This is a genomic window from Hyphomicrobium sp., assembly GCF_019753045.1.
GTDB lineage: Bacteria > Pseudomonadota > Alphaproteobacteria > Rhizobiales > Hyphomicrobiaceae > Hyphomicrobium_B.
Genome location: NZ_JAIELN010000022.1, coordinates 73,943 through 93,166, shown reverse-complemented (window position 1 = coordinate 93,166; position 19,224 = coordinate 73,943). Strand labels below are relative to the sequence as shown.

Below are 19,224 nucleotides of genomic sequence, written 5' to 3'. Positions count from 1 at the left end.
ATACGGCCGCGCTCACCGAAGCGACCGGCGTCATTCTGAAGGTCCACACCTCGAACTACCGCATTCTCGGATTTACGTCCGAAGTCGGTGGCACGGAACTCGCCCGCATTGCTGCGGAGGCGAAAGTCGCGCTGATGAATGATCTCGGATCGGGCACGCTAGTCGATCTGTCCCGGTATGGCCTGAAGAAGGAGCCGACAGTGCGCGAGGCCATCGCGCAAGGCGCGGACGTGGTCACGTTCTCGGGCGACAAGCTTCTCGGCGGCCCCCAAGCGGGGTTCATTGTAGGCAAGCGCGCCCTCATCGAAGCGATCAATCGCAACCCGATGAAGCGCGCGCTGCGCGTCGATAAGATCCGCCTCGCGGCGATCGAAGCGACGCTGAAGCTTTATCGCGACCCGGATCGCCTTGCCGAACGCTTGCCCACGCTCCGGCTGCTTGCGCGCCCGCATTCGGAAATCGAAGATCAAGCGCGGCGTCTTCTCCCTGCAGTGCGGCACGCGGTCGGACCAGACTTCACCGTGACGATCTGCCAATGCGAAAGCCAGATCGGCTCAGGTGCGCTGCCGCTCGATAAGATACCGAGCGCCGGCCTCGCCATCGCATCGAACGCCGGCGGCGGCGCGCTCGAGCATCTGGCTGCTGCGTTGCGCGGCTTGTCTCGCCCCGTTATCGGCAGACTGGACAACGGCTCCCTCATTCTCGACCTCCGATGCTTGACCGATGAAGCCGCATTTCTATCTGTTTTGAATACGCTCGACCGCAGCGCCCCGGCCCAATCCGGGAACGGGCAACGCAGCCGACAAAACAGATGATCATCGGCACCGCTGGCCACATCGATCACGGAAAAACGGCGCTGGTCAAAGCGCTGACCGGCGTCGACGGCGACCGCTTGAAGGAAGAGAAAGCGCGCGGAATCACGATCGACCTCGGCTTCGCATATCTGCCTTCGCCGGAGGGCCAAATCCTCGGCTTCATCGATGTGCCCGGCCACGAGCGCTTCGTGCACACGATGCTCGCAGGCGCAAGCGGCATCGACTTTGCTCTGCTCACGGTTGCCGCCGACGACGGGATCAAACCTCAGACGCTCGAACATCTTGCGATCCTCGATCTCCTCGGCATCAGCCAGGGCGTCGCTGTTGTGACGAAGGCCGATCTCGCGAGCGACGAGCGCATCGCCGAAGTCACGGGCCAAATCAAAGAGGCGATTGCCGATACGGCTTTCGCGAACGCCGATGTCATGGCCGTCTCGGTGATCACGGGACAGGGCATCGATGAACTGCGGGACTATCTTATTGTGGCGGCCTCTGTGATCCATGCGCGATCGGCGGACGGGCGATTTCGCCTCGCGGTCGACCGCGTCTTCACATTGCCCGGCGTGGGCGTCGTCGTAACCGGAACTGTGCTCTCCGGCATCGTGCGCCTCGGCGACCAGGTGCAACTCAGTCCGTCGGGATTACCGGCGCGCGTCCGTTCGATACACGCTCAAAACAAACCCGCCGAGTTCGCAAAAGCCGGCGACCGCAGCGCGCTCAACCTGAGCGGAGCAGATATCTCCAAAGATTCAATTCATCGCGGTGACGTCGTGCTCGATCCGGAGCTTCACGCGCCGACAGATCGCATCGACGCGGTGTTGCGTGTCTTGCCATCGGAAGAAAAGCCGATTGGACAATGGTTTCCCGTGCGTTTGCATCACGCGGCGACCGAAGTCGGGGCGCGTATCGTTCTGCTCGACGACAAATCTCTTGAGCCCGGAGCCGCAGCCTACGTCCAGCTTGTTCTCGATCAGCCGATCGCCGCTGGTGTGCATGATCGCTTCGTGGTGCGCGATGTCTCCGCGCAACGCACCATCGGCGGCGGCAAGTTCATCGATCTCCATGCGCCGTCCCGAAAGCGGCGAACGCCAGAGCGGCATGCGCAACGCGAAGCAATGGCGATCGATGATCCGTCGGCGTCACTGTCGGCGCTTCTTGAAGTGGCGCCGTTTTCTGTCGAACTCACGGCATTCGCACGCGATAGGGCGCTTTCCATCGCGCAAATGGGACGGCTCGCGTCCGGCCTCGAACTGATGATCCTGGAAACCCGCGATACCCGCACGGCCCTGTCGCCGCTACGATGGAAGTCCTTTTGCGGAAGCCTGAGTGAGAAGGTCGCCGAGTATCACGCCGCGAACCCCGATCTCCAGGGTATCGGACGCGAGCAACTCCGCCTCATGCTGCAGCCGCGTCTCGGCAAGGCAGCATTCGCGGTGGCGCTTCAGAGATTGTCCGAAGCAGGGGGCATCGCACGCGACGGCGCATTCGTTCGCCTCACGTCCCACAACGTCCGCCTTGCACCCGGCGACGAAACCGCCTGGATAGCCACCGCGGAGCTTCTGGGTGGCGATGAGCGCTTTCGTCCGCCGCGCGTGCGCGATATCGCGACCGCGACGGGAAGCCCTGAGCGCGATGTTCGCCGGCTGCTGAAACTCGCAGGCCGTTTGGGATGGGTCGATGAGGTGGCGCACGACCACTTCTTCCTGCGCGAGACCATCCGCGAGATCGTGGCCATTGCGGCTGACATAGCGGCGCGGGCGGAAAGCAAATCCTTCAACGCTGCGGAACTCCGCGATCGCCTCGACAACGGGCGCAAGGTCGCGATCCAGATTCTGGAATTCTTGGACCGGCACGGCGTGACGCTGCGCAAGGGCGATCTCCGACGCATGAACGTCCATCGGCTGGACTTGTTCGGAAGTGTCGTGCTTTCGTCCGCTGACGTGCACGGAGGTGAAGCGTCCCCGGTGGGACGTTCGGACTTCAAATCCGAGTGGGGCAGCGAGCCTGTCCCAGGTGGGTTCGACTCCCACTCGCCTCCGCCAACATTGCCGAAAAAGCGCGTGTGAACAGCGCTTGGACTTCTGGCTAGAAAATATTGATCCGCGGTTCGCCGGTTCTGACCATGCCTATGATGCGAGCCGATGGATAACCGGCTTCTTCGATCGTGCTGCGGATATCTTCAGCGTGCTCGTCGGCGCATGCGATCAAGAGACCGCCCGACGTCTGCGGATCGCTCAGCAGCGTTCGTCCATAAGCCGGTAGACTCGCCGGCAAAACAACCTCGTCCCCATAGCTTGCCCAGTTGCGCGCCGATGCGCCCGTCGCAAACCCCGCTTCCGTCAACGCTTCGGCGGACGATAGAAATGGAATGCGGTCATACGCGATATCGATGCTGACGCCGCTCCCGCGCGCCATCTCGAGAGCATGACCGAGAAGTCCGAAGCCGGTCACGTCCGTCATTGCGTGCACAGACGGCACCTCGCCGAGCGTTTGGCCGATGCGGTTCAACAAGGTCGTCGACGCCATCATTTCGGCGTAGGCATCCGCGGGCAGCGAGCGCTTCTTGAATGCCGCCGAATAGATGCCGACGCCGATCCCCTTCGTCAGGATCACCGCGTCCCCCGGCATCGCGCCGGAATTCCGGCGGACATTTTGATGCTTCGTGAGCCCGATCACTGCCAGCCCATAGATCGGTTCTGGCGTGTCGATCGAGTGGCCGCCCGCGACGGGAATCCCTGCTTCCGCACAAACGGACGCGCCGCCTGCAAGGATCTCGCGCACGGTCTCGACGGGAAGCTTGTCGAGCGGCATTCCGAGGATCGCCAGCGCCATGATCGGCCGCCCGCCCATGGCGTATACGTCGGAAATGGCATTGGCCGCGGCGATGCGGCCGAAGTCGCGCGCGTCATCGACCATCGGCATAAAAAAATCGGTCGTCGCGATAACGCATTGATCGTCGTCGATACGCCAGACGGCGGCGTCGTCACCGGTTTCCGTTCCGACGAGCAGTTGCGCAAAGGGACCGGCTCCTGGCTGCCCGGCGAGCAGCTGCTGCAGGACGGAAGGAGCGAGCTTGCACCCGCAGCCGCCGCCATGCGCCAGATCAGTCAAGCGAATTACGGAGCCTAGCATATTTCATGCCTCGTTGCGGAGCGCAGGTTCATGAGAAACCGAATATGACACAAAACTGTTTGCCTCATGCCAGGATATGGGTAGACGATCCGTATACGCCACGGCAGAAATACGTCACCCGCATTGCCAACCGAACTGTCAGTTGGAGGAATGGATGAACGCCACTCGCCAATCCGGGATGACGCTGAGGTGGATCATCTTTCTGACGTTGGCTTTTGTCGGACTTTTCTACGTAAAATGGTTTCCATACTATAACCGCGCATTCGTCGCTGCGGCGAACCATTCGATCGGAAATTCGATACTGATGGGAACGTCAGCAGCGCCGCCCGCACCATCGTGGGACGCCGCGTTCAGCTATGCCCTGGCTTACGGCAAATCCATCTGGCAGGCCATGGTGCTCGGCCTTTTGCTGGGCTCGGCGATACAAGCGCTCCTGCCGGCCGATTGGGTGGCACGCGTGCTGGGCAAGACCGGCTTCGGGACTGTTGCGACCGCCGGAATACTCTCCGTGCCGAGCATGATGTGCACGTGCTGTGCGGCTCCTGTCGTCGTCGGAATGCGTGAACGTCAGGCATCTCCCGGCGCCGCGATCGCCTTTTGGCTCGGCAATACGGTGCTCAATCCCGCGACGCTGGTGTTCATGGGATTTGTCCTCGGCTGGAATTGGACAGCCCTGCGCATCCTCTTGGGGGTGCCGATGGTGTTTGGTCTCGGCTACCTTGTGAACCTGATGGTAACGCCGAACGAGGCCGCGGCAGCCGAAGCGCGCATTGCGGAGCTGACAGCCAAGTCGGCGACATCGGAAGCGACGGGCCCGAACGCGTTCGTTCGCTGGATCGAAATTTTCGTGCGCATGTCGGTGCGCCTGATCCCGGAATACTTAATCCTGGTCCTGCTGCTCGGAGCAGCCCGCGCTTGGCTATTTCCCGAGATCGGCCCCGCCGTCGACAACAACATCGGTTGGATCGTGGCATTCGCGGTCGCCGGAATGCTGTTTGTGATCCCGACGGCAGGCGAGGTGCCGATCGTTCAAGCCATGCTCGCGCTCGGCATGGGGGCGGGACCCGCGGCGGCCCTGTTGCTGACCCTGCCGCCGGTGAGCCTGCCATCTCTTGCGATGGTCAGCGGGTCGTTCCGCACGAAAACGCTTCTCACGGTGGCGGGCGGGGTCGTGGCGTTCGGCATCATCGCCGGACTGATCGCCGCTGCTCTCAAATTGTAAGATCGATCTACCCGACGAGAAGCATCGGATTGGGTGCGTGCCGTGCCCAACCCGCTTCGGAGACCATGATGTCGAGGCCGAGCGTCGCGAGGTCATCGGCGTAAGGATCAGCCTTCGTATCCTTGATCTGATAAATCAACTTTGCGTACGTCTGGCAGTCGTCGCAGATCTCTGCTTTGACGACGCCCGGGCCGCCTTCGATCTCTTTGAGTGAAACTTTGTGGGAACTCTCGCAGGTGATGCATACTGCGCGCACGTGGTTCCAGGCCGTCGAGCAGAGGGAACAATAGAGGTAGCGAATTCCGGGCGCGTCCCCCGATGCAGTGATCAATCCCGAAACCGGCGTCGAACCGCAACACGGGCAAAGTCCACGCTGGGGCAGGAGCCGCAACGCCGAAGCGTCGAGCGACCCTGCGAGCCGCGTGAAATAAACTTGAAGTGCCGCAGCCACATAGAGCGCGGAGCCGGCATCAGCGCCTCGGACGGTATCGCGAAGGAAACCATCAGCCAAATCTTCGATTGCATCGGTCGTCGAGCTGCGCACTTTGGTGATCGTCTCGCGAGCGGGCGCGGGAAGCGAACATCTTTCGAGCGCGTCGAGCATGAGCGCGAGACCGTCGCGCCACGCCGAATTGCGGTGATGCCCGTCCGCCGCGAGTGGCGGAATCCGCCCCGCCACCGAGCGGTCGATCAGCGAGCGGTCTATGGGCGGCATCGGCGCGAGCGTCGTCGCCGCGATGTGTTGCGCATCCGAAAGATCGGCCATGAACGTCAGCCATTTGGCCATGGGATGATCGGGCGACAATGCTCTCATCCGATCCGCGGTGGCGGAAAAGCGCAACATCGGATTGGGCAGCAACAACGCCTCTGGCGTTGTTACGCCGCCCTGCGGGTTACCGATCCACTTGCCGGTTGGCGGCGATCCACCTTGCTTCATGAACGCAACCTCATTCGCGCGTCTCTCGCGTTGTGACATTCGGCCTTGGTCCGTTGGACCCCGTAGCCACCAGCGAACGAAACCATTTGCGGTGATGACGCCAAGCCCACCCCGGTGTCACGTAACCTTGGGTCATCGCCCGCATCGATCCGCGAACCCAGATCGCCGCATAGACGTGGACGATCCATATGATGATCGCCGCGATGGCGGCCATGGAATGAATGAGCAGCGCAGCGCGCTGCGTCGGGATCGACGTGGCCGTCCCGAAGTACACTTCCCACATCACGAGACCGGTAATGAGGAGCACCGGAATGAGCAGCGCCATCGACCAGAAGACGAACTTCTGACCGGCGTTGAAGCGCCCGACTTCCGGAATATCTTCTTCGTCATTGGCGAGAACGCGATCGATCGCCTTCATCCAGGCGACATCGTCTCTGTTCCATAAATTGTCGCGCCAGAACTGGATGATCAGACCGCTAAAGCTGATGAACAGTACGATGCCGATCCATGGATGGGCCGCCCGTGCCCATTGCCCGCTCCCGAACAGGCCGGACATCCAATAGAGAAACGGATGAAACATCGATAGTCCGGAGATCGCCAATAGGATGAAGCAGAGCGCAGTGATCCAATGGTTGATCCGCGTAACCGTATCGTTTCGCGTCAATGCTCCGGGCGGCCTGGTCATACTGGAGGCTCCACTGGCTCTGTTCGCTGCGGCCTCCCGCCGGTATCAGGCGGTGGTCGGGTGGTTGCTGCCTTGGCCTCGATGAGGCGCTCGGCTGCCTCTTCATCTTCGGGCTGAACTTCGTTCGGACCGGCGACAACCCAATGCATGAAGCCCGCGATGGCTGCTGCCGCAACGCCGATGAGCGCCGCCGGCTTGATGAGACCTTTCCAGAATTCGACAGTCGGACTGATCGTCGGATTCTCGGGCAACCCGGCGTAGATCGTCGGCGTGTTGGCGTGGTGGAGGACATACATGACATGGGTCCCGCCAACGCCGGGTGGATCGTAAAGACCGGCATTTTCAAAGCCGCGAGACTTGAGATCTTCGATCCGCTCGCCGGCCCAGTCCGTCATATTTTTCTTCGTTCCAAACAGGATCGCGCCGGTCGGGCATGCCTTCACGCAGGCCGGCTCCAAGTTGACGGCGACGCGATCGGAGCACAGCGTGCATTTATACGACTTGTGATCGACCTGGCTGATGCGTGGAATGTCGAAAGGACAGCCTTTCACGCAGTAGCCGCAGCCGATGCAATTCTCGCTGATGAAATCGACGATGCCGTTCTCGTACTGAACGATGGCTCCGGGCGCAGGGCAGGCCTTGAGGCAACCGGGGTCCTCGCAATGCATGCAGCCGTCCTTCCGGATCAGCCATTCGAGATCGCCTTTGTCGTTCTCCCATTCCGTGAAGCGCATGAGCGTCCACGTTTCGGGATCGAGATCCATGGGATTTTGTAAAGTGCCATGAAACGTTCCGACGGGATTTCTGAGATTGTTCCACTCCATGCACGCCGCTTGGCATGCCTTGCAGCCGATGCATCGGGTGACGTCGATGAGCTTCGACATCTCCGCTTCGCGATTGCGAGCAGCGGGCGGCGTGATCGTTGTCGCCGAGATACGGATGTAGTTCTGCGATTGATAATTCGTCATCGGCTACTCCGTCAGACCTCGCCTTCAGGTCCGTTGCTCGGCTCGACATTTACGAGAAACGCCTTGAATTCCGGTGTCTGGGTGTTGGCGTCGCCGACCGACGGCGTGAGTATGTTGGCGCCGTAGCCTTTCTTCGCCTGGCCCGTGAAGCCCCAGTGGAGCGGAACGCCGATGACGTGCGTTGCCTTTCCCGCGACCATCATCGGCTTGATCCGCTTGGTTACCATTGCCTTGCAGATCATGTATCCGCGCTTCGAGCTGACGCGGACCCAGCCGTTGTTTGCGATGCCCTTTTCGTTCGCCAGGACTTCTCCGATCTCGATGAATTCCTGCGGCTGCAGGATCGCGTTGATCAGCGCATGTTTTGTCCAATAGTGGAAATGCTCGGTCAGACGGTAGGTGGTGCCCACATACGGGAAGTCGGCAGACGTTCCGAAGTCGGCGCGATCGTCCGGAAAGACCCGCGCCGCCGGATTGTTCTGAACCTTCGGATGAAGCAGGTTTTCAACCGGCGATTCCATCGGCTCGTAATGCTCGGGGAATGGTCCGTCCACCATCTGATCGAGAGCGAAGAAGCGGCTGGTACCTTCCGCGTTCATGATGAAGGGGCCGACGCCTTCCGACGGGTTGATCGTCGGCCCGTAATCGGGAACGTCGATGCCCACCCAGCGACTGCCGTTCCATTGGATGATGGGCTTAGCAGGGTTCCACGGATTGCCGGCAACGTCGGCGCTGGCGCGATTGTAGAGAATGCGGCGGTTGGCCGGCCAAGCCCACGCCCAACCCGGTGTGATGCCCTGATCGCGCGGATCGTGCGTATCGCGACGGGCCATCATGTTACCCTTCTCGGTGTAGGAACCCGTGAAGATCCAGCAGCCGCTTTCGGTCGTGCCGTCGTCGCGAAGTTGTCCGAAGCTGTCGAGCTGTTGGCCTGCTTTGAGTAAGATCGCTCCTGAATCGTCCTTGATGTCGGCGCGCGCCTTTCCGTTCATTTCCTTCGCTAACTCGTCGGCACTCGGTTCGACGGGATTGGTGTAATTCCACGTGAGCTTCAGAATGGGATCAGGGAAGGCGCCACCTTCTTTGCGATAGAGTTCGCGCATCCGGTGGAAAATGCCGGCCATGATCCAGATATCGGATTGTGCTTTGGCGGGAGGTTCGGCGGCTTTCCAATGCCATTGCAGCCAGCGCGCCGAATTGACGAGCGTCCCGTCTTCCTCAGCGAAACATGTTGTCGGCAACTGGAAGACTTCCGTCTCTATCTTCGCAGGGTCGGACGGATTGAACGGCCCGACGTCTTCCCAGAAGCGCGACGTCTCCGTGTCGAGCGGGTCCATGACGACGAGGTACCGGAGCTTGCTCAATCCGCGCCGGATCTTGTTCTTCTCCGGGAAGGCCTGCAGCGGATTGAAGCCTTGGCAGATATAACCGTTGATCTCGCCATGGACCATCATCTCGAAGGCCTTGATGATGTCGTACATCGGAATGTCGAGCTTCGGCAGGTAGTCGTAAGCCCAGTTGTTCTCGGCCGTCGCGGCGTCTCCGAACATCGTCTTCTGGAAGCTGACGAAGAACTTGCGATAGTTCTGCCAATAGCTCATCTGGTTCGGACGCAGCGGCTTGAACTGCCGTGTTTCCATGTAATCGTCGAACGTCTGCTCCTGATCCTTCGGCATGGTCAGGTAGCCGGGAATTTGGTTCGACAGCAGTCCGACGTCGGTAAGGCCCTGAATGTTGGAATGGCCGCGCAGCGCATTCATGCCGCCACCGGCGACGCCGATATTGCCGAGCAGAAGCTGCACCATCGCCATCGTGCGAATGTTCTGCGAGCCGATGGAATGTTGTGTCCAGCCAAGAGCGAATAGACTGGTCATTGCCTTGTCGGGAAGGCATGTCGACGCGATCAGCTGGCAAACGTGCAGATATTTATCGATCGGTGTTCCGCAGATCCGCGACACCATCTCGGGCGTATAGCGATCGACGTGCTGGCGCATGAGATTGATGACGCAACGCGGGTTCTGCCACGTATCGTCGATCTTCGCGAAGCCTTGATCGTCGAGCTCGTATTGCCAGTCGGTCTTGTCGTAGCTGTGGGTCTCGGCATTGTAGCCGCTGAAGAGACCGTCTTTGAAGCTGAAGCCCTCTTTGACGATCAGGCTGGCATTGGTGTAGGCGCGCACGTACTCGTGCTGAATTTGATCCTTTTCCAAAAGATATCGGATAACGCCGGACAGAAACGCGATGTCCGTTCCTGGCCGGATCGGCGCGTAATAGTCGGCAACCGATGCCGTGCGCGTAAAGCGAGGATCGACGACCACGAGCTTTGCGGCATTCTCGATCTTGGCTTCGATAACCCACTTGAAACCGCAGGGGTGGGCTTCGGCGGCATTGCCGCCCATGACAATGATCACGTTGGCATTCTTGATATCCTGCCAAGTGTTGGTCATTGCGCCGCGACCGAATGTTGGAGCCAGACTGGCTACCGTCGGCCCGTGTCAGACACGGGCCTGATTGTCGAAGACAAGCATGCCGAACGCTCGGGCCACCTTCCACGTCAGCAGCGCGGTTTCATTCGATGAGGCCGATGCCGCCAGCATGCCGGAGGTGAGCCACCGGTTGACGGTCTCGCCCTTTTCGTTCTTCGCGATGAAATTCTTGTCGCGATCGTCCTTCATCAGCCGGGCGATGCGATCGAGCGCGAAATCCCACGTAACTTCCTTGAACTCGTTGCTTCCCGGCGCGCGATATTTCGGCACCTGCAGCCGCCCGGGCGAATGCACGACGTCGAGGAGGGCAGAACCTTTCGGGCAAAGCGTGCCCCGGTTCACCGGGTGATCCGGGTCGCCCTCGATGTGCATGATGTTGGAGTGCGCATTCTTGGCGCCGTCACCCGAGGCGTAAATCAGGATGCCGCAGGCGACCGAGCAGTAGGTGCAAGTATTGCGCGTCTCTTTGGCCGCGGCGAGCTTGAAGGGGCGGACGGATTCGGCAAGCGCAGCGCCACACCCTCCGAAACCCATTGCGCTCAAGCTCGATGACGCGAGTGTCGCGCCGGACAGCTTGATGAAGCCTCTGCGTGTCAGAGTCATGCCGGCACTCCGTCTCATGCATGCAAACGCTGTCGTGCATGAACAACATATCAGAAACGGTGAAGGTTGCCGAAAAATTTCTAGTGTCCTCTGGGTCTTACCTAAAAATTTGTACATCTCCCAAATTGCTCGATGGCCCGCTGCGACGAGGCCGGCCGGCCGCGGCTCCGAGCCGCGATCGGGCGCAGGGTTCAAAATTTGAAGCAATCGCGACAGCGTATTGCCAATCTCGCTGAAAGGCTGTTTAAGGCCTCCCTTAGGCTTCCAGGCGCGCGATGCTGGCACCCCTCCCGGGACTGTTATGAATCCGCGGCACGCGGTGGTTTAAAAAACGTAGCAAATTCAACGCAATAGCTGGAGGGCAACGTCTGCCCGCACCGGTATTGCGCAGCCGGCGGCGTTAGCGCTTTGTAGACGCGCCGGCGTCTCCCCAAATATTAGTTGAACGGCGAGGTGCAGCGGCATGCACCTGCAATAGGATACGGCGATGCAAGTCACGGAAACGGCACGAGACGGATTGAAGCGCACTCTCGAGGTGGTTGTCGGCAAGGCAGAGCTCAACGAGCGCTTCACGTCTCGCCTTGATGAACTCAAAGACCGTGTGCAGATCAAAGGTTTTCGTCGCGGCAAGGTCCCGCTGGCGCACTTGAAGAAGGTCTACGGCAAGTCGTTGATGCAGGAAGTGATGGAGCAGACGCTCAACGACACGAGCGCTCAGGCCATCAAGGATCGCAACGAGCGCCCGGCGCAGCAGCCGAAGGTCGAGCTTGTCGATTTCAACGAGCAGACGTTCGAGAAGATCGCCAACGGCGAAGGCGATCTCGCATACAAAATGTCGTTCGAGGTTCTGCCGCCAATTCCGCTCGCAGACCTGTCCTCGCAGAAGCTTGAGCGCCTCGTCGCCGAAGTCGACGATGCCGCAATCGAGAAGGCGCTGACGAGTCTCGCCGAGCGCAACACGGCCTACGATCCCGAAGACGGGCGCGCAGCCTCCGAGGGCGACCTCGTGACGATGAACTTCGTCGGCAAGATCGATGGCGAAGCCTTCGAAGGCGGTTCCGCCGATGGCCAGAGCCTCGTTATCGGGAAAAAGCAGTTTATTCCGGGCTTTGAGGAAGGCCTCGTCGGTCTGAAGGCCGGCGACGAGAAGGTCGTGGACGCGACGTTCCCCGAAGATTATCCGATGCAGGCGTTGGCCGGAAAAACAGCGCAGTTCGACGTGAAGGTGACGGCGGTCGCAAAGCCCCGAACACCGGCGATCGACGAAGACTTCGCGAAGGGCCTGGGCGCCGAGAGCCTCGAGCAGCTGCGCGGCTTCGTGACCGAGCAGATCAAGCGCGAGTATGACCAAGCGTCGCGGGCGAAGCTGAAGCGTGAGATTCTGGACGCCCTCGATACGGCGCACACGTTCGAGCTTCCTGCCTCTCTTGTTGATTTCGAATTCAACAATATATGGACACAGCTCGAGAACAATCTCAAAGCCACGAACAAGACGTTCGCCGACGAAGGCAAAACCGAGGACGAGGCTCGCGCCGAGTACCGCGGTATCGCTGAACGCCGGGTTCGCCTTGGCCTCGTGATCGGCGAGATCGGAGAAAAGAACAATCTGACGGTTTCCCAGGACGAGATGCGCCGCGCGCTCGTAGAGCAGGCTCGCCGCTACCCGGGTCGGGAAAAGCAGGTCTACGAATACTACGAGAAGACGCCGGGCGCCCTGGCCGAGCTTCGCGCTCCGATCTTCGAAGACAAGGTCATCGACCACGTCATCGAAAACGCAAAGCCGGTGGAGAAGAAAGTCACGCGGGACGAATTGTTGAAGGCCGTCGAAGAAGCGACCGAACGCTGATTGCCTTCATCTGCAGAGCAGTGAAAGCTAGAGACTGAAGCGTGCGAGTCTGGCCGGTCTGCTGAACGGGCCGGCCGAAATTAGGAAAGACGAAGGCGATGCGCGATCCGGTAAGTACTTTGACGAATACATTCTGGCCGATGGTCGTCGAGCAGACGACGCGCGGCGAGCGCGGCTACGACCTGCCTTCGCGCCTGTTGAAAGAGCGGATCATCTTCGTAACGGGACCGGTCGAAGACCACATGGCTGCATCGATCTGCATGCAGCTTTTGTTCCTCGAATCCGAGAATCCGAAAAAAGAGATCTCGATGTACATCAACTCGCCGGGTGGCGTGGTGACGGCGGGAATGGCGATCTACGACACGATGCAGTTCGTGAAGCCGCAGGTCGCAACGCTGTGCATCGGTCAAGCTGCGTCGATGGGCTCGCTTCTGCTCTGCGCCGGTGCGAAGGGCATGCGCTATGCGCTCCCGAACGCGCGCATCATGGTGCATCAGCCGTCGGGCGGGTTCTCTGGTCAGGCGTCCGATATCGAGCGCCACGCCGAGGACATCATCAAGATGAAGCGCCGTCTCAATGAGACCTATGTGAAACACACGGGTCAGACCTACGAGATGATCGATAAAACTCTCGACCGCGATTACTTCATGACCGCCGATCAGGCCCGCGATTTCGGCCTCATCGACAAGGTTCTGGAAAACCGGGACGAGGTCGACGCCGGCGTATTCGAGAGCAAATCGTCAAGTTGACGAGTGCAGAGACAACACTTAAATCGCCGGGCGCGTGCGCAGACTTCTTTCGACGGAGCGCGCGCCTGGGCGGACAAGAACAAACGCTGCACGTCAGTGGGACGTTTAGGTAAATTATCGCATTGAATTGGCGTAGTTGCCTGATCATTTATCAACTGTGGCAATAGCGCCGCTTGCAGCCCATGGCGGCCTGGGCTCCATTAATCCAATCTTGATCTCGCGAACGTTAGCGTGCTCAGATTGGTTATGAGGTTCACGTCGCCGTAGAATCGGCTCAGTGCCGGGCGTGAATGGCGGGCCAAAGCAAGAACATCGCATTGATGGGTCTTGCACGGAAGGTGAGAACAAATGGCTCAAGAGAAGAACACTCTCTACTGCTCTTTCTGCGGCAAGAGCCAGCATGAGGTCCGTAAACTGATAGCCGGTCCGACGGTGTTCATCTGCGATGAATGCGTCGAGCTGTGCATGGATATTATCCGCGAAGAGAACAAGAACACTCTCGTGAAATCTCGTGACGGCGTTCCGACGCCGCAAGAGATTTGCAACGTGCTCGACAGCTACGTCATCGGGCAGTTCCACGCGAAGCGCGTTCTCTCCGTCGCGGTCCACAACCACTACAAGCGCCTCAACCACGCTTCGAAGAACAACGACGTCGAACTCGCGAAGTCGAACATCCTGCTGGTTGGCCCGACGGGCTCCGGCAAGACGCTGCTCGCGCAGACGCTGGCGCGCATCCTCGATGTGCCGTTCACGATGGCGGATGCCACGACGCTCACGGAAGCGGGCTACGTCGGCGAGGACGTCGAGAACATTATACTGAAGCTCCTGCAGTCGGCCGACTACAACGTCGAGCGCGCGCAGCGCGGCATCGTCTACATCGACGAGGTCGACAAGATCAGCCGCAAGTCCGACAATCCCTCGATCACCCGTGATGTATCGGGCGAGGGCGTGCAGCAGGCGCTTCTGAAGATCATGGAAGGCACGGTCGCTTCCGTTCCGCCTCAGGGTGGCCGTAAGCATCCGCAGCAGGAATTCCTGCAGGTCGATACGACGAACATCCTGTTCATCTGCGGCGGCGCCTTCGCCGGTCTCGAGAAGATCATCTCACGTCGTGGCAAAGGCTCCTCCATCGGCTTCTCCGCGAAGGTCACGGGACCCGACGAACGTCGCACGGGCGAAATCCTGCGCAACGTCGAGCCGGAAGATCTGCTGAAGTTCGGTCTCATTCCCGAATTCATCGGCCGTCTGCCCGTCATCGCGACGCTGGAAGACCTCGATGAGGCAGCCCTGGTCCAGATCCTGACCGAGCCGAAGAACGCCATCGTGAAGCAGTATCAGCGCCTCTTCGAAATGGAAGATGTGAAGCTGACGATCACGCTCGACGCGTTGCGGGCGATCTCGCGCAAGGCAATCGAGCGCAAGACGGGTGCTCGCGGTCTTCGGTCGATCATGGAAGGCATCCTGCTCGACACGATGTACGATCTTCCGACGCTGAAGGGCGTTGAAGAGGTTGTCATTGGGCCGGAAGTCGTTGAAGGCTCGGCCAAGCCGCTCAGAATTTACTCCGATCGGGCCGAGGAAAAGGGCTCGACGGCTTAGCCCATCGCGACAATAACGGCCTTCCGGGGGCTTGGTCCCGGGACTTGTTTGCGGGACGCCGGTCCCCATTTGTTCGGAGGGAATGGCATCAAGCGGCCAGCCGAGGAATCCTGAAACCGGTGTCTTGAGCTTGGGTCTCACCCCGCGCTCGCGCTCACGAGCATGCCGACCGCCGCCACAAAAAGGGGCGGGAAGCGTGGCTCCTAAGTGGAACGAGTGTGGAATGCATCGGAAGGCTATGACAGTCTTCCGTCGCACGGCGAATAGGTAGTGAAATGAGCGAAGACAAAAAGACCAAAGAGAAAGCCGGCGGCAAAGAGCTGTTTCCGGTTCTGCCGCTTCGTGACATCGTCGTATTCCCGTACATGGTCGTGCCGCTCTTCGTCGGTCGCGAGAAATCGATCGCGGCGCTCGAAGAAGTCATGCGCGCCGACAAGCAGATCCTGCTCGCCGCGCAGAAGAACGCCGGCGACGATGATCCGGCGCCCGACGCCATTTACGAGATCGGCACGCTCGCGTCCGTGCTGCAGCTTTTGAAGCTTCCCGACGGCACCGTGAAGGTCCTCGTCGAGGGTAACGCGCGCGCCAAGATCGTGCGCTACACCACCAACGCGAATTACTTCGAGGCCGAAGTCGAGCGCGTCGCGGAAGTTCCGGGCGCTAAGGACGAGCTCGAGGCGCTTGCGCGCTCCGTCGTCACGCAGTTCGAGAGCTATGTGAAGCTCAACAAGAAGGTCTCGCCCGAGGTTCTGAGCAACGTCGGCCAGATCGAGGACTACGCGAAGCTCGCCGATACGATCGCCTCACACCTCGCTGTGAAGATCTCCGAAAAGCAGGACGTGCTCGAGACCGCCAGCATCTCCGAGCGGCTGGAACGCGTCTACACGCTCATGGAGAGCGAGATTTCCGTTCTCCAGGTCGAGAGAAAGATCCGCTCGCGCGTGAAGCGCCAGATGGAGAAGACTCAGCGCGAGTACTATCTGAATGAGCAGATGAAGGCCATTCAGAAGGAGCTTGGCGATTCCGACGAACGCGATGACATCGCCGAGTTCGAGGAAAAGATCGAGAACACGAAGCTGTCGAAGGAAGCCAAGGACAAGGCGCTGGCTGAGCTGAAGAAGCTCAAGCAGATGTCGCCGATGTCGGCTGAAGCGACGGTTGTTCGCAACTACCTCGATTGGCTCTTGTCGATCCCGTGGGGGATCAAGGGCAAGGTCAAGAAGGACATCGCCGAAGCGCAGACGATCCTCGATCAGGAGCACTACGGCCTCGAGAAGGTCAAGGAACGCATCCTCGAGTATCTCGCCGTGCAGGCGCGTACGAATAAGCTGAAGGGGCCGATCCTGTGCCTCGTCGGGCCTCCGGGCGTCGGTAAGACGTCGCTTGGAAAGTCGATCGCGAACGCGACCGGCCGCGAGTTCGTGCGCATGTCGCTTGGCGGCGTTCGCGACGAAGCGGAAATCCGCGGTCACCGCCGGACGTACATCGGCTCCATGCCGGGCAAGGTCATTCAGTCCATGAAGAAGGCGAAGCGGACCAATCCGCTCTTCCTCTTGGACGAGATCGACAAGATGGGTCAGGACTTCCGCGGCGATCCGGCAGCGGCGCTGCTCGAAGTCTTGGATCCCGAGCAGAACGGTACGTTCAACGATCACTATCTTGAGGTCGATTATGATCTCTCGAACGTGATGTTCGTGACGACCGCCAACACGCTCAACATCCCGCCGGCCCTGATGGACCGTATGGAGATCATTCGTCTTGCGGGCTACACGGAAGACGAGAAGCTCGAAATCGCCAAGCGCCACTTGATCCCCGAGCAGTACTCCGCTCACGGGCTCGAGCAGGGCGAGTGGTCGGTCGAAGACGGAGCGTTGAAGGAAGTCATTCGCCGTTACACGCGCGAAGCAGGCGTGCGCTCTCTCGAGCGTGAAATCGCCAAGCTTGCACGTAAGGCGGTGAAGGAAATCCTGACGTCGTCGAAGACCTCGATCGTCGTCACGGCAGAGAACGTCCACGACTTCCTCGGCGTGCCGAAGTATCGCTACGGCGAAGCCGAGCTCGAAGATCAGGTCGGTATCGTGACGGGCCTTGCCTGGACCGAGGTCGGCGGCGAGTTGCTCACGATCGAAGGCGTCATGATGCCGGGCAAAGGCAGAATGAGCGTCACCGGCAACCTGCGCGATGTGATGAAGGAATCGATTCAGGCCGCGAACGCCTATGTGCGCTCGCACTCGATCGACTTCGGCATTCATCCGAGCTTGTTCGAGAAGCGCGACATCCACGTGCACGTGCCGGAAGGCGCGACGCCGAAGGATGGGCCTTCCGCAGGTATCGCAATGACGACGGCGATCATCTCGGTTTTGACCGGCATTCCTGTCCGCAAGGATGTGGCGATGACGGGCGAGATCACGCTGCGCGGACGCGTGCTCCCGATCGGTGGTCTCAAGGAAAAGCTCCTTGCGGCCCTCCGCGGTGGCATCAAGACGGTCATCATTCCGGAAGAAAACGCCAAGGATTTGGCGGAAATTCCGGCCGAGGTGCAGACCAAGATAGAAATCATCCCGGTCTCGCGTCTCGATGAAGTCTTGAAGATCGCTCTCGTTCGCGTGCCGGAACCCATTACCTGGGACGAGGCGGCGGAAGCCGAGGCGCTCGAGGCGAAAGAGTCAGGAAAAGCGAGTGCGCGGATCACCGCCCACTAAGCCTCCCTGAACAGAAAATTTATCGAAATAAATGCCCCTGCGCGGTAACCGTGCAGGGGTATTTTCTTATAAACCGATTGAGCACTTTGATGTGATTTTGTCCGGAAATACGGGCGATTTCTGCTTGACGGAAGGGGCGATTGGGCGCTTCTAGCCGGACATGCGCGGCCGGCTACTCCCCGATGTGGCCGCCTCGGGCCTCGCGCCCTGAGCTGAAACCCAATCTCCCACATTAGAGGAAAGACGAGATGAGCAAGAAAGATTTGATCGATGCCGTTGCGAGAGATTGCGAGCTGACGAAAGAAAAGGCGGGTGGCGTGGTTGACGCCGTTCTCGCGCACATTCGCGCGGCAATGAAGGATGGCCACGAAGTGCGCATCCCCGATTTCGGCACCTTCAAGGTCGCAGCCCGCAAGGCGCGCGAAGGCCGCAACCCCGCAACGGGCAAAACCATTCAGATCCCGGCTTCGCGCGTGCCGAAGTTCACGCCGGCAAAGGGTCTTAAGGACGCGCTGAACTTGAACTAGGCCGCATCGGCGATTTTTTTTGCGCGCGTCGCGTGAGCGGCGCGCGTGTTTGTTTTTGACAGGCCTTTGCAGACCGATTAGCAAAGGCGCGTCGGGCGGTTAGCTCAGTGGTAGAGCGCCTCGTTTACACCGAGGATGTCGGGAGTTCGACCCTCTCACCGCCCACCATGTTTTCAATGAAATTGCTGTCGGCTGCGATGTGTCCCCTAATTGCGGACACTTTTTGCGTTCCACCGCGCAACGGCACGTTACTAGGCCGGTAGGTGGATGTTCCTTCGATCAGATAAGGTGGATAACAGCGGCGCGAATGGCCACGGCCCGCTTCGGCGCGCGTCGCCACGCATCTTTTAATTCGAACTAAACCTCCCAAGTGAAGCGCCTACTCGCGTATTCCATCGTCCGCCACGTCCAACGAAGAAAGAACACCCATGTCTGTCTCGATGTACGACATTGCGATCCCGACGTTTCAGAAGCAGCTGAGCGCTCTCGATGCGATCCTCGACAAAGCCGAGGCCTACGCCTCGGCAAAAAAAGTTGATATCGCGGTGCTGCTCGCTGCGCGGCTCTATCCCGATATGTTCAACCTCACCCGCCAAGTGCAGCTCGCTACCGACTTCGCCAAGGCGGCGCCGGCCCGGCTGGCCGGTATCGAGGTTCCGAGTTTCCCCGATACGGAAACGACGCTGCCCGAGCTCAAGGCGCGCGTCGCGAAGGTCCAGGCTCTCCTGGCCGCGTATAAGCCCGAGCAGCTCGACGGGTCCGATACCAGGCAGTTGACGCTCAAGCTCGGCGGCACCGATGTGACGTTGAGCGGGCGCGATTACCTGCTCCACGTCGCATTGCCGAATTTCTATTTTCACTGCACCACCGCCTACAACATCCTGCGACACAACGGCCTCGAGGTAGGCAAGCGGGATTTTCTCGGCCGGACGTGAGCAACCGCGCGACAAACC

Annotated in this window: 13 protein-coding genes, 2 tRNA genes and 1 pseudogene; 11 read left to right on the top strand and 5 right to left on the bottom strand. The window is 60.0% G+C overall.

Features of this window, described 5'->3' with window-relative positions; translation table 11 throughout:
- The 3 genes and pseudogenes from selA to K2Q04_RS20480 form a co-directional block, all read left to right on the top strand.
- The coding region (gene selA / locus K2Q04_RS20490; RefSeq protein ID WP_291167028.1) for an L-seryl-tRNA(Sec) selenium transferase at window positions 1-815 on the top strand (815 nt) is incomplete at its 5' end.
- Window positions 812-2,641: pseudogene (selB, locus tag K2Q04_RS20485) on the top strand (selenocysteine-specific translation elongation factor); the annotation flags it as partial. The gene selA and the pseudogene selB, both read left to right, overlap by 4 nt.
- A gap of 120 nt (window positions 2,642-2,761) precedes the next feature.
- A tRNA-Sec gene (locus K2Q04_RS20480) sits at window positions 2,762-2,857 on the top strand.
- Between the two features lie 43 nt (window positions 2,858-2,900).
- On the opposite strand, the gene selD is transcribed toward K2Q04_RS20480, so the two are convergent.
- On the bottom strand, window positions 2,901-3,947 hold the full coding sequence (gene selD, locus K2Q04_RS20475) for a selenide, water dikinase SelD (protein WP_291167026.1): 1,047 nt from the start codon (window positions 3,945-3,947) through the stop codon (window positions 2,901-2,903).
- Between the two features lie 154 nt (window positions 3,948-4,101).
- On the opposite strand from selD, the gene K2Q04_RS20470 reads away from it, so the two are divergent.
- Window positions 4,102-5,169 carry a permease gene (locus K2Q04_RS20470; protein WP_291167024.1) on the top strand — a complete coding sequence of 356 codons (1,068 nt, stop codon included), beginning with the start codon at window positions 4,102-4,104 and terminating at the stop codon, window positions 5,167-5,169.
- Between the two features lie 7 nt (window positions 5,170-5,176).
- Here the strand turns inward: K2Q04_RS20470 and fdhE are convergent, their stop codons facing one another.
- Genes fdhE through fdnG form a run of 4 tightly spaced genes read right to left on the bottom strand, consistent with a single transcriptional unit; the run spans window position 5,177 to window position 10,848 of the window.
- The gene (fdhE, locus tag K2Q04_RS20465; protein ID WP_291167022.1) at window positions 5,177-6,106 is read right to left on the bottom strand and encodes a formate dehydrogenase accessory protein FdhE; all 930 of its coding nucleotides are present in this window, start codon (window positions 6,104-6,106) and stop codon (window positions 5,177-5,179) included.
- A gap of 10 nt (window positions 6,107-6,116) precedes the next feature.
- Complete coding sequence (locus K2Q04_RS20460; protein ID WP_291167020.1) at window positions 6,117-6,791, bottom strand: formate dehydrogenase subunit gamma; 675 nt, start codon at window positions 6,789-6,791, stop codon at window positions 6,117-6,119.
- Window positions 6,788-7,759, bottom strand: a complete 972-nt coding sequence (gene fdxH, locus K2Q04_RS20455; RefSeq protein ID WP_291167018.1) for a formate dehydrogenase subunit beta — start codon at window positions 7,757-7,759, stop codon at window positions 6,788-6,790. The genes K2Q04_RS20460 and fdxH overlap by 4 nt, the downstream gene beginning before the upstream one ends.
- An 11-nt stretch (window positions 7,760-7,770) precedes the next feature.
- Window positions 7,771-10,848 carry a formate dehydrogenase-N subunit alpha gene (gene fdnG, locus K2Q04_RS20450; protein WP_291167016.1) on the bottom strand — a complete coding sequence of 1,026 codons (3,078 nt, stop codon included), beginning with the start codon at window positions 10,846-10,848 and terminating at the stop codon, window positions 7,771-7,773.
- Window positions 10,849-11,335: 487 nt separating this feature from the next.
- On the opposite strand from fdnG, the gene tig reads away from it, so the two are divergent.
- The 7 genes from tig to K2Q04_RS20415 all read left to right on the top strand — a co-directional run bounded on the left by tig (window position 11,336) and on the right by K2Q04_RS20415 (window position 19,206).
- Window positions 11,336-12,694 carry a trigger factor gene (gene tig / locus K2Q04_RS20445; RefSeq protein ID WP_291167014.1) on the top strand — a complete coding sequence of 453 codons (1,359 nt, stop codon included), beginning with the start codon at window positions 11,336-11,338 and terminating at the stop codon, window positions 12,692-12,694.
- Window positions 12,695-12,792: 98 nt separating this feature from the next.
- Window positions 12,793-13,443 (top strand): ATP-dependent Clp protease proteolytic subunit, encoded by a 651-nt coding sequence (locus K2Q04_RS20440; RefSeq protein WP_291167012.1) that lies wholly within the window; start codon window positions 12,793-12,795, stop codon window positions 13,441-13,443.
- Between the two features lie 348 nt (window positions 13,444-13,791).
- Complete coding sequence (clpX, locus tag K2Q04_RS20435; protein ID WP_092867619.1) at window positions 13,792-15,042, top strand: ATP-dependent Clp protease ATP-binding subunit ClpX; 1,251 nt, start codon at window positions 13,792-13,794, stop codon at window positions 15,040-15,042.
- Between the two features lie 275 nt (window positions 15,043-15,317).
- The gene (gene lon / locus K2Q04_RS20430) at window positions 15,318-17,744 is read left to right on the top strand and encodes an endopeptidase La (RefSeq protein ID WP_291167010.1); all 2,427 of its coding nucleotides are present in this window, start codon (window positions 15,318-15,320) and stop codon (window positions 17,742-17,744) included.
- Between the two features lie 248 nt (window positions 17,745-17,992).
- On the top strand, window positions 17,993-18,271 hold the full coding sequence (locus K2Q04_RS20425) for an HU family DNA-binding protein (RefSeq protein ID WP_092867617.1): 279 nt from the start codon (window positions 17,993-17,995) through the stop codon (window positions 18,269-18,271).
- Window positions 18,272-18,364: 93 nt separating this feature from the next.
- Window positions 18,365-18,439 (top strand) — tRNA-Val (locus K2Q04_RS20420).
- A gap of 260 nt (window positions 18,440-18,699) precedes the next feature.
- The gene (locus K2Q04_RS20415; protein ID WP_291167007.1) at window positions 18,700-19,206 is read left to right on the top strand and encodes a DUF1993 domain-containing protein; all 507 of its coding nucleotides are present in this window, start codon (window positions 18,700-18,702) and stop codon (window positions 19,204-19,206) included.
- Window positions 19,207-19,224 lie beyond the last annotated feature (18 nt).

Bases quoted from the DNA above. Each gene is read 5' to 3' on its own strand.
- selD (WP_291167026.1), bottom strand. From the start codon at position 3,947: ATGCTAGGCTCCGTAATTCGCTTGACTGATCTGGCGCATGGCGGCGGC.
- K2Q04_RS20470 (WP_291167024.1), top strand. From the start codon at position 4,102: ATGAACGCCACTCGCCAATCCGGGATGACGCTGAGGTGGATCATCTTT.
- fdhE (WP_291167022.1), bottom strand. From the start codon at position 6,106: ATGAAGCAAGGTGGATCGCCGCCAACCGGCAAGTGGATCGGTAACCCG.
- K2Q04_RS20460 (WP_291167020.1), bottom strand. From the start codon at position 6,791: ATGACCAGGCCGCCCGGAGCATTGACGCGAAACGATACGGTTACGCGG.
- fdxH (WP_291167018.1), bottom strand. From the start codon at position 7,759: ATGACGAATTATCAATCGCAGAACTACATCCGTATCTCGGCGACAACG.
- tig (WP_291167014.1), top strand. From the start codon at position 11,336: ATGCAAGTCACGGAAACGGCACGAGACGGATTGAAGCGCACTCTCGAG.
- K2Q04_RS20440 (WP_291167012.1), top strand. From the start codon at position 12,793: ATGCGCGATCCGGTAAGTACTTTGACGAATACATTCTGGCCGATGGTC.
- clpX (WP_092867619.1), top strand. From the start codon at position 13,792: ATGGCTCAAGAGAAGAACACTCTCTACTGCTCTTTCTGCGGCAAGAGC.
- lon (WP_291167010.1), top strand. From the start codon at position 15,318: ATGAGCGAAGACAAAAAGACCAAAGAGAAAGCCGGCGGCAAAGAGCTG.
- K2Q04_RS20425 (WP_092867617.1), top strand. From the start codon at position 17,993: ATGAGCAAGAAAGATTTGATCGATGCCGTTGCGAGAGATTGCGAGCTG.
- K2Q04_RS20415 (WP_291167007.1), top strand. From the start codon at position 18,700: ATGTCTGTCTCGATGTACGACATTGCGATCCCGACGTTTCAGAAGCAG.